This is a genomic window from Streptomyces sp. NPDC050263 (genome assembly GCF_040655955.1).
Classification (GTDB): domain Bacteria; phylum Actinomycetota; class Actinomycetes; order Streptomycetales; family Streptomycetaceae; genus Streptomyces.
This window is the reverse complement of the sequence record NZ_JBFAKW010000044.1, coordinates 1-13,751: the sequence shown is the minus strand read 5'-3', so window position 1 is coordinate 13,751 and position 13,751 is coordinate 1. Positions and strand designations below refer to the sequence as shown.

9 protein-coding genes are annotated in these 13,751 nt (G+C 71.9%); 4 read left to right on the top strand and 5 right to left on the bottom strand.

Going from position 1 to position 13,751, the window contains the following annotated elements:
• Positions 1–7: 7 nt before the first annotated feature.
• The 5 genes from AB0J04_RS20930 to AB0J04_RS20910 all read right to left on the bottom strand — a co-directional run bounded on the left by AB0J04_RS20930 (position 8) and on the right by AB0J04_RS20910 (position 8,510).
• Positions 8–1,462, bottom strand: a complete 1,455-nt coding sequence (locus AB0J04_RS20930; RefSeq protein WP_363170014.1) for an MFS transporter — start codon at positions 1,460–1,462, stop codon at positions 8–10.
• Complete coding sequence (locus tag AB0J04_RS20925; RefSeq protein WP_363170013.1) at positions 1,463–2,488, bottom strand: polyprenyl synthetase family protein; 1,026 nt, start codon at positions 2,486–2,488, stop codon at positions 1,463–1,465.
• 127 nt (positions 2,489–2,615) lie between these two features.
• On the bottom strand, positions 2,616–4,643 hold the full coding sequence (locus AB0J04_RS20920) for a tryptophan 2,3-dioxygenase family protein (protein WP_363170012.1): 2,028 nt from the start codon (positions 4,641–4,643) through the stop codon (positions 2,616–2,618).
• A gap of 29 nt (positions 4,644–4,672) precedes the next feature.
• The gene (locus tag AB0J04_RS20915; RefSeq protein WP_363170011.1) at positions 4,673–5,662 is read right to left on the bottom strand and encodes a polyprenyl synthetase family protein; all 990 of its coding nucleotides are present in this window, start codon (positions 5,660–5,662) and stop codon (positions 4,673–4,675) included.
• A 112-nt stretch (positions 5,663–5,774) separates the two neighbouring features.
• Positions 5,775–8,510, bottom strand: coding sequence for a LuxR C-terminal-related transcriptional regulator (locus AB0J04_RS20910; RefSeq protein WP_363170010.1), 2,736 nt, complete (start codon positions 8,508–8,510; stop codon positions 5,775–5,777).
• Between the two features lie 174 nt (positions 8,511–8,684).
• Here AB0J04_RS20910 and AB0J04_RS20905 point away from each other — a divergent pair, with 174 nt between their 5' ends.
• The 4 genes from AB0J04_RS20905 (at position 8,685) to AB0J04_RS20890 (ending at position 13,663) form a co-directional block, all read left to right on the top strand.
• Positions 8,685–11,456 carry an AAA family ATPase gene (locus tag AB0J04_RS20905; RefSeq protein WP_363170009.1) on the top strand — a complete coding sequence of 924 codons (2,772 nt, stop codon included), beginning with the start codon at positions 8,685–8,687 and terminating at the stop codon, positions 11,454–11,456.
• Between the two features lie 34 nt (positions 11,457–11,490).
• Positions 11,491–11,646 carry a hypothetical protein gene (locus tag AB0J04_RS20900; RefSeq protein WP_363170008.1) on the top strand — a complete coding sequence of 52 codons (156 nt, stop codon included), beginning with the start codon at positions 11,491–11,493 and terminating at the stop codon, positions 11,644–11,646.
• A 936-nt stretch (positions 11,647–12,582) separates the two neighbouring features.
• The gene (locus AB0J04_RS20895) at positions 12,583–13,101 is read left to right on the top strand and encodes a DUF5994 family protein (RefSeq protein WP_363170007.1); all 519 of its coding nucleotides are present in this window, start codon (positions 12,583–12,585) and stop codon (positions 13,099–13,101) included.
• A 178-nt stretch (positions 13,102–13,279) separates the two neighbouring features.
• Positions 13,280–13,663, top strand: a complete 384-nt coding sequence (locus tag AB0J04_RS20890) for a hypothetical protein (protein WP_363170006.1) — start codon at positions 13,280–13,282, stop codon at positions 13,661–13,663.
• Positions 13,664–13,751: the final 88 nt, after the last annotated feature.

Below are 13,751 nucleotides of genomic sequence, written 5' to 3'. Positions count from 1 at the left end.
CGGACGTTCAAAGAGCGGAACGCGGAGCCGTGCGCGGCCGGCCGGGGATCGCGGCGCCGGTCAGCAGGGCGAACGCCGCGCCGGTCATGCCGACCACCGCGACGAGCACGAACGCCTCGCGTGAGGGGACCGACGTTGTGCCGAGCGACCCGCTCAGCCCGGCGAATATCGCCCCGACCACGGCGCCGGACAGTGATGTGCCGATGGAGCGCATGAGTGTGTTGAACCCGTTGGCGACCCCGGTCTCGGCGGGCGAAACGGCTGTCATGATCAACGCGGGGATCGCGCCGTAGGCGAAGCCGACGCCGCCCTGGGTCACCACAGTGCCGATCACCAGCACCGGGACCGAGTCCATCCGGGCCAGGCAGGCCACATATCCCAGGCCGATCAGCACGGTGCCCAGCAGCAGCGAAAGCTTGGGGCCGCGTGCCGCGGACACCTTGGCACCGACCGTGGACGCGCCCATCATCGCCAGCCCGGCCGGCAGCATCAGCAGACCGGCCTGGACCATCGAGCGGCCCAGTCCGTAGCCCGTGCGGGTAGGCAGCTGCAGCAGCTGAGGCACCATCAGGAGCTGGGCATACAGGGCGAAGCCGACGACGATGGAGGTGATGTTCACCAGCAGGACCGGCCGCCGTGCCGTGGTGCTCAGGTCGATCAGCGGATCGGTCACCCTGCGTTCCCAGACGCCCCACAGCACCAGTACCACCACGGAGGCCACCGCCAGGCCCACGGTGGAGGCGCTGAGCCAGCCCCACTCGCCGCCGTAGGAGATCGCCACGAGCAGCGCGGTGAGGCCGACGACCAGGCCCGCCGCCCCGACGCCGTCGAAGCGCCCGCCGGCCGGCGCCGGGGTCGGCGGCACCAGCCGGGCCACCAGCACGACCATCAGCGCCGTCAGCGCACCGGTGGCCCAGAAGAGCAGGTGCCAGTCGGCGGACTGGGCCACCAACGCGGCCAGCGGCAGCCCGGCCGCCGCGCCGACCCCCAGGACGGAGGAGGTGAGTGCGATCGCCGAGCCGAGCCGTCGCTCGGACAGCACATCGCGCAGCAGGCTGATGCCGAGCGGTATGAGCCCCATGCCGACGCCTTGGAGGCCGCGCCCGACTACCATCGGGGGCACCGAGTCGGCGACCGCGCACAGCAGCGAGCCCAGCGTGACCACGCCGAGCACACACAGCATCAGCCGCCGCTTGCCGTAGAGATCGCCCAGCCGACCGACGACGGGACTGGTGACGGCGCCGCCCAGCAGCGTCGCGGTGACGACCCACGAGGTGCCCGTCACACCGGAGTGCAGCAGCCTGGGCAACTCCCCCAGCAGCGGCACCATGGTGGTCTGGGCCATCGCGGCAATCCCTGCGGCGGAGGCGACGACCACGACGGTCCCGCGTTCGGTGAAGGGGGCGAGCGGCTGCGCCTTTGGCCGTGCGACGGCCGACAGGCCGGGGCGTGACTCCCCCATCTATATCCGCCTGCCCACGATGAAGTCGGCGACCTCCTGGAATTCGCCGCGCACATCGTCCGGGATACCGACGGTGGTCAGGCACTCCGCCGCCGCGGCGATCTGACGGTCCGCCTCGTTCCGCGCCCAGTCCCGTCCGCCTGCTCGTTCCACGAGCTCGGTCACGCGTCGGATGTCGGATTCGGCCAATGCCTCCGGTCGCAGATACAGGGCGCGCAGCTCGTCCGTCCCGGGCGCCTCGAGCGCCGCCACGACGGGCAGGGACTTCTTGCGGACCCGCAGGTCGGCCGCCACCTGTTTCCCGGTGCTGTCCGGGTCGCCCCAGATGCCCAGCAGGTCGTCGACGAGCTGGAAGGCGAGCCCGATGTGTTCCCCGAAGGCACCGAGCCGCTCGACCAAGTGCCGTTCGGCGCCCAGCAGGTCGGCGCCCAGCGCGCAGGCGCTGCCGAGCAGGGCGCCGGTCTTGTCGCCGGCCATGCGCACACACTCGGCGAGGGTCACGTCCTCGCGTCGTTCGAACTCGACGTCGGCGGCCTGGCCGTCGATCATCCGCTGGGTTGCGGTCATCAGCGCCAGGGTGGCGGAACGGGCGCCCGCGCCCGGCGCGCTCATCAGTACGGACGTGGCCGCGGTGACCATGGCGTCGCCTGCCAGGATGGCGCCCGGCATCCCGAAGACGGTCCAGGCGGTCGCCCGCCCCCGCCGGGTCTCGTCGCCGTCGATGATGTCGTCGTGCAGCAGCGAGAAGTTGTGCACCAGTTCCACGGCCACCGCGGCGGGCAGGCCGTCCGCGGCCGCCGCGCCGGCCGCCCGGGCCGACAGCAGCGCCAGGGCGGGCCGGACCATCTTGCCGCCCCAGGTGCCGGTGGGCCGCCCGTCGGCGTCGGCCCAGCCGAAGTGGTAGTGGGCGATCCTGCTCATCTCCGGACCCAGGTGCCGACCGATGGCGTCGCGCAGGGCGGGTTCGAGCAGCGTCCGGCCGGTGTCGAGAACGGCGGACAGGCTTCGGATCGGCGTCGTCGTCATGAGGTCCACCGGCCGCCCGCACCACGGAGGGGGAACCGGGGCCCGGTTCGGCACCGGTCCCTTCCCGGACGGTCCGGGAGCACGCTGGCGTGTCGCATGGTTCACCTTCGCTGTCGGCTCGTGATGGTCACGGAGTGGGTAGGTCGGGCGAGGCCGGCCCGGGTGGGCTCAGCAGGGCCCGCCGCAGCACCTTGAAGGAGGTGACGAGCGTGCGGGGCGGGGCCAGCAGGAAGAGGACGTCACGGTTGGCACTGCACACGACCGGGTCGTGGGGCACGTGATCGCGCACTCGGTCGAGGTACCGGGTCAACAGCCGGGCGACGGGCCCGGACCGCACCGCGTTGCCCGCGACGCCCGGCATCGGGCTGTCGGCGCCCGTCGCGACCTCCCACGCCGAGCGGGAGGAGCGCAGCACCGCCCGTTGAAGGGCGTTGGCCGAGGGGGTGCGGTCGCCGGCCAGTGCCTTTCCGAGGGCGACGGCGTTCAGGGCGGCGACGGACAGGCCCTGTCCGTAGACGGGGTTGAGCGCGCACAGCGCGTCTCCGACGACGAGCAGTCCGGTGTGGTGCCGTCCCAGGCGGTCGTAGCGGCGACGCCGGTTGGATGTGTGCCGGTAGCCCACGGGCCGGCCGACCGGACGGGCCGAGCTGAGCCACTTGTGCGGGGCGGAGTGCGGCAGTTGGCCGGCGAAGTCGATGAAGTCCTCGGTGCCGCCCGGCGGCGCCTGGTCGCGCGGCCCGGACAGGGTGACCATCCAGCGGTCGCCCTCGGCGGGCAGGATGATCGCGCCGAGCGGCTGGCCGGCGTCGGGCACGATGTAGAAGCCGCTGAGGTCCTCGGGCCCGTCCTCGGCGTGGAAGACGCAGGTGGCGTACGCCCGCCCGGTCTCCACGAGTTCCTCGGCGGGCGGCAGGGCGCCCATCTCGGCCAGCCAGGCCGGGGTGCGGCTGGCCCGTCCGGTGGCGTCCACCACGAGGTCGGCTTCGATCTCCTGCCGGGCGTGGTGGTCGCCGCCCCGGTCACGGACCGCGACGCCGGTGATGTGTCCGGGCCGGCCGAGCAGGCCGGCCACCTCGACACCGGTGCGGACGTGGATGCGGGAGCCGTCCAGGACGCGTCGGCGGATGTGGTGCTCCAGGAACGGACGGGACGGGGTCATGATGGGCTTGGACGGATTGCGGCGGGATATCCACTGCCCCGCCTGCCACACGCCGAGGTCGCCGGGGACCGCCAGCCGCGGTGCCCCCGAGTCGACCAGTGCGGGCAGCAGCCCGGGCAGCAGTTCGTCCAGGGCGTTCATGCCGCTGGTGAGCAGGACATGGGTGTGGCGTGACTGCGGCACGCCGGCGCGGGGCCCCGGGGCGTCCTCGTACTGGTCACGCTCGAGTACCGTCACCCGTTCCGCGTGGCCGGCCAGGACGTGTGCGGTCAGCAGCCCCGCGACGCTGCCTCCCACCACGACCACATGCCCCAGCCCGGACCGCCCGGACCGCCCGGACGGTGCGGGCAGCGGCCGGCTGTCGGTGACGTGCGCGGTGTCCGCCGGCCGCGGCGGCACGACGCGTGCCCCGTCGGCGCCCGCCGGTTCGTCCGCGGAGGTGTCGTCCAGCCGGGCGGCCAGGAAGCGCATCCCGGAGGTCTCGGCCGAGCCCGGCTGGTCGCCGAGCATGTGGCCGACCAGTTCCAGGTGGGTGCGCCGCCAGCGCCGTACCGCGTCGTTCAGTCCGGTCAGCCGCCGGGAGTCCGCCGGCGGACGGTCCTCAGCGCCACGTTTCACCAGCTGTCGGACGAGGCCGAACAGTTCGTGGAACTGCTTCGACTGCAATCCGCTCGCCGTGCCGAACCGGTCCCGGAAGAGCATGAACTCCTCCCGCAGCAGCGTGTGGCGCAGCAGCGTCAGCTGTCCCTCCAGGGAGTCCACCAACCGCGTCGCCCGTTCCAGGCGCTGGGCATAGCACTCCTGTCCGCACTGGCCGGTGTCGATGTGCCGCAGGTCGACGAGAACCTGGCTGAGCAGGGTCTCGGACGCCTGATGCACGACAATGAATTGCCGTTCGCTGTCCCTGAGGTCCTGCTGCTCGACCGGTGTCAGCGGGTGCTGCAGGGTGAGCAGTTCGTCGAGGTGCAGATACGTCGCATAGGTCGGGGAGGTCATCAGCACAGCTCCTCGGGTTCGGTGGCGCGCTATACCAGGCGCCCCGGCACGGTGAGATCGGCCAGCGCGTCCCTGTGGACGCTGGGGGGAAGGTTCTCCAGCGCCTTCGCAGCCAACTCCACGTGACGGTGCGACGCCTCGCGCGCCGCCGAGACGCCGTCGTAGGCGTGGACCAGTCCCGCCATGGCCTCGTAGCGCTCCTCGACCGGTATGGCGGTGTCGGCGAGCAGTTGCTCGATGTGCTGCCGCTGTGCCGCGGGGGCGCGTTCGTGGGCGAGCAGCACGGGCAGGGTGGGCCGGCCGTTGCGGACGTCGGAAACATTCGGCTTGCCCGCCCTTGTGCCGTCGTAGGCCATGAGGTCGTCGCGTATCTGGTAGGCGACGCCGAGCTGGTCGCTGTACTGGCTGAGCGCCTCGAGCTCCGTGTCGTCCGCGCCGCCCAGCGTGGCGCCGACGCCGCAGGCCATCCACAGAAGGGCGCCGCTCTTGTCCGCGATCATGCCGAGATAGTCGTCGACGGAGCAGACCTCCCGGCTCATCCGGATCTCTCGGATGGCCGCGTCCCCGATGCGGAGTCCCGCCCTGGAGAGCACCACCAGCGCTTGGGCCACCCGTTCGGCGGGCGCGCCGGCTTCCTGGCATTCGGCGAGGGCGGCGAAGCCGTGGAAGAACAGTCCGTCCCCGCCGACGATCGCCGTCGGCTGCCCGAACACGGTATGCGCGGCGGGCTTGCTGCGCCGTTCCCCGTCGAGGTCGATGATGTCGTCGTGCATCATCGCCCCGACCTGGACGCACTCCACGGCCACCGCGGCGGGAAGGACAGTCGCTCTGTCACCTCCCACGGCGAGACTGGAGTGGGTCACCAGCCAGGGCCCCATCATCTTCCCGAAAGGCACCAGTCCGTAGCGAACGATCTCGTCGAGGCCCGAAACGTCGTCAGGCCACCGGCCCTCGACCTCGGCCCCCACGATCGCTGCCAGTTCGCGATCGGCGACCTGAGGCACATCGATGTCGGTCATGGGCAAGACAGTAGGCACGCCGTATCCGGCTGTCGTCACCGTCGGTCCGCATCGGCCCGAGTGGGACCATACGTTGGCATCTTCGGCCCCGGCAGCCGTGCCACGGCGGCTCTCAGGTCGCGGTCAAGGTGAGCCGGCCGCTCAGGCTGGCCGCGGCCAGCTCGACCCGCGAACGGCAGCCGGTGCGGGCGAACAGGCGGGTCAGGTAGTTCTCCACGGTCTTCTCACTGAGCTGCAGGCGCAGCGCGATCTGCCGGTTGGTCAGGCCCTCGCCGATCAGCTCGATGATCCGCTGCTCGGTGACGGCCAGGGCGTCACGCCGACCACGGGTGCGCGGGGCGGGCACCCCGCGTTCACGGGTCATCTGGCGGATGCGCTCGAGGAGCACCGACGCACCGCACTGCGTGGCCAGTGTGTGGGCCTCGCGCAGCCAGGGCCGCGGGTCCTCCGCGAACCGGGCGATGGCCAGGCAGGATTCCAGCAGCGCGGGCCGATCCCCCCTCGCGCGCGTCAGGTCGGTGGCCGACCGGGCCCACCCCAGGTCGCGGCGTACCAGGCCGCGCGCCAGCAGAAGGCTCTCCCGTGTGTCCGCGCGGTCCTCCTGGGGCAGCAGCTCGATCTCCGCCAGCAGTTCCGCGGCGCCCTCGTGGTCGTCACCCGACACCGCGATCCGTATCGCCCGCGACAGCAGAAAGTACAGCCCCGCGTGCAGCCCGGCCCGGCGCAGCCGCGGTCCGGCCAGCAGGGCCAACCGCACCGCCCGGCCGTCGTCGCCCATCCTGTCGGCCAGGCCGACGCGCACCCAGGTCCGCATCACCGCGAGCCTGGGGGCCGGGGTCACGGCGGCCAGCCATTGGGCCGCCTGCCCGAACTCGCCGCGGACGGCGCACATGTCCGCGGCGAAAAGGCGCGCCGCGTGGTGCGCCAGCGTGTCCTCGGCGCCCGACAGTTCCAGTTCCCGGACCGCGGACATGGCCTGTGTCCAGTCGGCGTCGGCGTAGCCCTGTACCACCCGGTGGTAGGCACCGAGCACACCGGTCACCGGCACCTGGTAGCGGGCACCGAGCATCAGTCTGGCCACGTCGGCCATGTCGGCCATGTCGGCGACCGAGGCGGCGCAGAGCAATTGGTCCAGCTCCGGGGAGGGCACGGTGCCGCCCGAGCCGCGCCAAGCCCACTCGCAGGCGTCGACGTCACCGGAGAACGCCGCGCTGAGCAAGTCCATCCGCTCGGCCCCGGCCCTGTCCGCCCGCACCGAGGCCGGGCGGAGCGGCTGCCGCGCGCCGGGGGCGAGGCGACAACCGAACCACCACTCCGAAAAGCCGGTGGGCCTGCGGCCTGAGAAAGGTGCGTCCAGCAGCGCCCGTACGGCACGTTCGGCGGGCCGCTCGCCGGTGTGCAGGGCGACGAGAACGGCGGCGAGGCGGATCTCCGGCAGGGCGTCCTCGGCGCAACCCTGCTCCGCGTACCGGGTGAGCACCTCGCGCAGCAACTCGTACTGGCCGGTACGGATGACCAGGGCGAGCAGTCTGGTCAGCGTACGGGTGTGTTCGGGCCCCTTCGGCGGCAGGTGGCGCAGTGCGGCCGAGTACCACAGGGCGGCGCGCTCCGGCTCGTCGGGCTCGGCTGTCGCGCTCAGGTCGATCAGCCGGCCGACCGTGTCGTCGTCGAGCGTCACAGCCGCTCCGCCGCGCGCGATGTGGTCGGCGAGCGACACGAGGTCGACCCCGCCGTGCCGCCGGTGCCGGGCCATCAGCCGCTCGGCGATCGACGCGTGCAACGCGGTGCCGTGGCGGGCGCCGGAGCGGCCGGCCACGGTGGCCGCCAGGGCGGGGCACCGGCAGGAGATCAGGCCCGCCGGGTCGGCCGTCAGCACCCCCGCCTCGATCAGCAGGTCGAGCAGCCGGCCGCACTCGGCGGGGTCGGTCCCGAGAGTCTCGGCGAGCAGCGGCAGGTCGTCCACGGCGAGGCCGTTCAGGGCCGCGACCGCGACCAGGAGCCGCATGGCCGGATCGCCCAGTGAAGCCGCCCGGCGCAGGAGGGGGTGGTCGGCGGGCAGAGCCACCGGCTCCGCCGGCGTGCGCAGGCACAGCCGGCCGCGGAAGGCGACGAGCCGGCCGCTTCTGCGGAGTTCGTCGAGGGTGCTCAGGACGGTGCCCGGGCTGCCTGACAGTGGTCCCAGCGCCGTGCGCAGAGCGGTCGGCACCGCCTCGTCCAGGCGTGCTCCCATCGCGCGACGGACCAGGGACTCCGTGACGTCGTCGGCCAGCGGACCGATCGTCATCACCTGGTCGGCGGCGGTCAGCAGTTCGGCGAGTCCCGGGCCGCGCTCGGCGCCCTCCTCGCAGGTGGCCACGACCAGACAGCCGGACCGGCGGGCCGCGGTCAGCACGGGGGCGGGCTCGGCGACCGCGTGGACGTCGTCGGCGAGGACCGCGACGCGTTCCTGACGGCCGATGGTGTCGAACAGGCTGCCCAGCGCGGCGACCATGGACGGCGTCCATCCGCCGCTGCCCTGTCCCGCCGCGTCGCGCAGCCGGGCCACCGTACTGAGCGCCTCGGTCAGCCCGGCCTCGTGGAACTGCTCGAACCGCTCGCGCACGGTGCGCACCAGCGCGGTGAGCGCGAACGCGTCGCCCTCGCTGTCCGGACCGGCGCCCAACCGCAGCGGCAGGACCCGTGTCCCGTCCGAGGCCAGCATCCGGCCCAGCGCGTCCAGCAGCGTGGTCCTGCCGATACCGGCCGGTCCCCTGAGGACGATGAGGCGTCCGCCTTCGGGCGCCAGCGCCGTGCGCAGCGCCGTCAGTTCATGATCCCTGCCCCGCACTGCGGCACGCGCTCGGGCCACTGCCTGCCTCCTCCTGTGACGCCTCGCGCGGCAACAGCCCGCAGGCCTGCCGCCGTACCCGGTCTCCGCGGTCAACTCCGAGCAGCACACCGCTCGTTCACAACGGAACCAACGTTGCCCGCATATCGTATTACTTTTCAACAACCTGTCGGGCGCGGCGGGCATACTGGACGGGTGATCGATCACTGGCGCAGTGCGCCCGACACGGCCCGGCCGGCGGAGGCACCGGTCGGCCGTGACGACGTCGTGGCGAGCGTCGTCGACATCGCCGTCTCACCGGAATCGGCACCGCTCGTCCTGATCACCGGCCCCATCGGCATGGGCCGCAGTACAGTACTGGCCGCCGTCCGGGACGAGCTGGCTGCGCGGGGCTTCACTCCCCTGTCGCTGCGGGTGGCGCGCAACGAGCGGGACCGCCCCTACTCCCTGGCCTCCCGGCTCTCCGCCGAACTCGCCGCCCTCCACCAGGGCGGCGACGTCAGGCGTACGGCGAAGGACACGGCGCCACTCGCGGAGGCCGGGCGGCAGGTCGCCGCCGAGCTCCGGTCGGCCCTCACCGCGAGCGACAAGATCACGGTACTCATCGACGACGCGCACTGGACCGATCCCGCCTCCCGCGCCGTGTTGCTGCCGCTCGCCCGCACGCTGGCCGGGGGCACGGTCACGTTCGTCTGCACGGTGCGCCCCTCACCGGCCGACGCGGCGGGCGACCGGGCCACGCTGGAGCAGCTGCAGGCCGCCTCGCTCGCCGAGGTGGTGCCGCTGCGTCCGCTGCGCGAGCCGGAGATCAGCGCGCTGATCGCCAGGAGGCTGCAGGCCCGGCCGACAGCAGCGCTGCTCTCCTATCTGCAACGGGAGTGCCGCGGCAGGCCCGCCGCCGTGCTCGCTGCCGTGGTGGGGCACCAGCGCACCGGAGGGCTTTACGTATACGACCGGCACGTCTACCTCACCTCGCCGGACCGGCCGCCCGAACTGCCCATCGACCTGCCGCCGATCGAGTACCTGCGCCGACTGGGCGGCCTGGTCTGGCCGGTGGCCAAGGCAGCGGCGGTGCTTCTTCCCTTGGGCGGCGCGGCGACCGGGCTGATCTCCGAAGCGGTGGGCCGGGGCGAGGACGAGGTCCGTGGCGCGCTGTCGACGCTGTGCGCCGAGGGTGTACTCCGGCAGGGTCCGGAAAAGGGGCACTGGCGGTTCCGGCTGCCGCTGCTCACCTCCGCCCTGACCGGCTGCCTCGGGCCCTACGAGCGACGCAGGCTCGCCCAACTGGCGGTCACCGCGATCTGGGCAGGCGACGCCAGAGCGGATGACCGGTATCTGGCCGAGCAACTGGTCACCGCAGGACGGTTCGTGGACTCCCGGCGGGCGTCCGGAGAACTGCTCGCCCACGGCACAGCCGCGATGCTGGACGACGGATACTCCGCAGAGCGCTGGCTGCGCGCCGCCATCGAGCTGATCACCGAGCCGCAACAACGCGCCTGGGCACTGGCCACGCACGCCACCACCTGCCACGTCCATCTGCGGTACGCCGAGGCCGTCGACAGCGCGTTCAGAGTGCTGTCCGAACATGCCCATCTGGTCAGCTCCGAGGCGCTGTTCGAGATGGAGATGGTCTACACCGTCGCACTGGCCGGAACCCTGAACACGGCGGCACTCACCGAGATCTGCGACGGCGGCTGGCGCTCACTGCCGGTCGGGGAGGGGCACCGCATCCTGGTCCGGTGTGTCGCGCTGTGCCATCTGGACCGGTGGCGGGAAGCCGACGAACACCTGGTGTCCCAACGACACGTCTGGCGACGAGACAACGATGTCGTCGCCGCGTTGGGCCTGCTCATCAGTGAGTGCGTCGACGCGTACCTGGGCCGGACCAAGCCGCTCGACCAGGCCGTCGCGGATCCGCCGGAATGGGCCCTGTGGACGTTGGGGACGCGACACCGCTTCGAGCGGCTGAGGCAGCTGGCCCGGACGTTGATGGCCTTCGGCGAGCTGGACCGCGCGGACCGGATGCTGACGGCCTACGAACTGCCCGCCCAGTACCGGACGGTGCCCGACCAGGTGATCTCCGACAGTCAGAGCGGGCACTGGGACCGGGCACTCGATCTGGCCCGGCTGGGCCTGGCCACCGGCTTCTCCGTCGGCGAACTGCCCAGCCACACCCTGGTGTCCCGCGAGACGAGCATCCTCCTCGGTGCGCGCGGCCGGCTGACCGAGGCCCGCCTGGTGATCGAGCGGGCGCGCACCGTGCAACCCGTGATGCTCCACCTGCTGGCCGTGCCGGAATCGCTCCTGGACGAGGCCCTGGGCGATACCGAACGGGCCGGCCGCGTCATCGCCGACGGCCTGGCCCAGGCCGTCGAACGAGGTCTGGTGGTCGGCATGGACGTTCTGTGGCTGAGGACGGCCGAGCTGGAACTGGCCCGCGGCGACCGGGCGACGGCACAGCGGTGCGTGACCGAGGTGCGCAGGACAGCCGAGCTGATCGGCACCGGCCGGGCCCGCCTGTGCCACCTGCTCGCCACCGCGATGGTGCACCGCGACCGCGCCGCCGCGGCGGAGGCGGTCCAGCTCGCCCGGCAGCGCGCCCAGCCGCTGGAGCTGGCCGACACCATAGCCACGGTGGTCCGCCACGGAGTGGCCGACGCCGAGCTACTGCTCGAGGCATACGCGGTCTACGGCGGCCTGGATGCGCTGCTGCGCAGAGCACAACTGCGGAACCTGATGCGCGAACGCGGTGTCGCCGTACCGCACAGAGGCGTCGTCATCGCAGAGAACGAGCGGCTGCTGGCCATCTTGGTGACCGAGGGCCTGACCAACCGCGAGCTGTCCGCCGTGCTGGGCGGCAGCGCGAAGAGCGTGGAGAGTCGGCTGGGCAGACTCTTCAAGCGCACCGGCTACCGTTCCCGCGTCGAGCTGGCCTCGGCGATGCTGACACACGAGTACCGCGCCTGAACCGACCATCCCCTCGAATCGTGGAGACCTGTCGGTGCTCCAGGTCGACCAGATCGCGATCCGGATCCGGGCCTCGGCACCGGTGGCGAAGGTGCGCCGGTGGACGTACTCGACCTTGAGCACGCTGTTGAACGCCTCGCTGGTCACAGCGCTGCCTGGTCTCTTCCGGGAGCATCTAGGGGGCTTCTGATGGATCTCCGATGCCCGGGACTTTGGGCCGAGAGCGGGCTGTCCCCGGTCGATCGGGGCTACAGCTACGCGAAGACCGCGTCGATGACGGCGCTGTCGCGTGCTCCCGCTCGGGGCAGGAAGTGCGCGTACTTCCGGTGCCGGATAGACGGGCGGCGATCGTAGGACGTTCGGCACGCACTGAGGTCCAAAACGACGTCGATCCCGCGTTGCGGAGACCGCCGTCGGAGTGGCCCAGCGATGCACGGCCCACAGTCCACACCGCAGCCCCGGCCCTGTGCAGAGCCGAAAGGGCGAGGATTGGGCGTGGGAGTCTCCACGGACTTTTTTCTGGGACTTCCAGCTGCATCAACGGGCACGAGCCTGAAAGAGCCGAAAGGACATACGCGCAGGTCAGCGACATACAGCAGCCCATCACAGCAGGCCACGGGATCGGCTGGTCGCTTCCGGGACATCTGAGGGACCCTTCGGAGGAGTGTCGTCGCAACCCCTTTGACCTGCACGAATGTTGGACCGGAGGGGGTGCGGCGGCACCTGGGGGACTGCTCCGGGGCTCAGGGCCGCAGCCGCGAGCTGCTTCCGGTCGGCTGGGGGCTACGACGAGAGGTGCGCGAGGACCTGCCCGTACGGCGACCGCCGCGCGGCAGGGCGCCCACCCGGAACGGCTGCGCGCGGAAGTCTCCACCGCCCTGGAGAACCCGAAAGCGACCACCCAGAAGCGGAAGCCGTGGCTTGTGTCCACACCGCAACGAAGCACAGGGGTCGGGCTGCTTCTCAGCCGCCGAGGTCCGGACGCGGTCCATTCGGCCTGTTCGGGGAGTAGCGTGAACTCATCGGGAGTAATTCGCACACCGGCCACCGATGCCGATGTCGTTCCCGGTGCGCAACAACACCGGCCGGCTGTCCACGCGCAGAGGTCCGGAGACGGGTTCGCGCGATGTCCGCGACCACCGACCATCCCCCGCTACAGAACCTGCCCTTCAGGGCCCCGACCGCACGCCTTGCCCTGAAACCCGTGAGTCCTGCCCCAAGGCGCGTCGAGCTGCACGGCGCCTGGTGGCCTCGGTCACGTGACCTGACACACGAACTCTCCGCTCTGGCGTACGTACTGGATCCGCTGTGGGGACGGATCACCCGTATCGCCGTCAACCCGCGCCAGTGGCCGATCATCCCGCGCAGGATCCTGGTCGACGGCCATGTGGTGAAGGTCGATTGGTTCACGTCGGAGCAGGATCCGTACAAGATCATGCTGCTGTCCTGTACGGCGGGTCGCTGGGACCTCCTGGTGGTACCCCCGGAGGCCGGTGCCCCCTCGGCAGCCCGGCTGATGGCCGCCGCGAGCGCGAGCACCGGGCCGCCGCTGACCGCGACCGCCCTCATGGCGGCGGAACAGGCCGCCTCCTCGTCGTGCGAGGCCGCCACCGGCCGGCCCGGGCGACTGGTGGTGGGGGTGTGACGGGCGTCGTCTCCCTGGCCGTCGGCGCCCTGCCGATTCGGCGGGCAGTCCTCGACCGGGTCGCCGGAAGCGGAAGCCCAAAGCCTGAAACCTGAAGGCTGAAGGCTGAAGGCTGAAGGCTGAAGCAGGACGTCGAGAAGACCAAGGAAGCCTTCGGGCGGAACGGAAGCGGCACCCGATGATGTACGACCAGACACGCGCCCAGCAGCCCGCGGACCGGCCCCGGGGGCCCGACGAGCTCCCCCCGCGCACGACTTCGCTCGCACGGGGGACCCCCATCGCCCCGGGCTCGGAGCCGCTGCTCCCGTCGGCCGATCGGGACGAGATCGTCCTGCGCCTCCGACGCGTCCTCAACACCTTCGCCGACACTCCGCGCGAGGCGCTGGAAGAGGCCGAGAGCGCCTACGACGAAACCACCGCCCAGCTCGTGAACGCCCTCGCGGAACGGCGGCGTCTCCTCCGCGCCGGCTGGGAGGAGCAGGACCCCGAGACCCGGTCCGACGAACTCCGACACGCGCTGAGGCAGTACCGGGAGATCATCCAACGGCTGCTCCAGCTCTAGGTGACTGGTGTTAAGCGGGCTTCTCCGAGTTGCCGGTTCAGGGCCGAGGGCGTCACATCGCCTCTGTCCGTCTGCGGTTTGGGCCGTC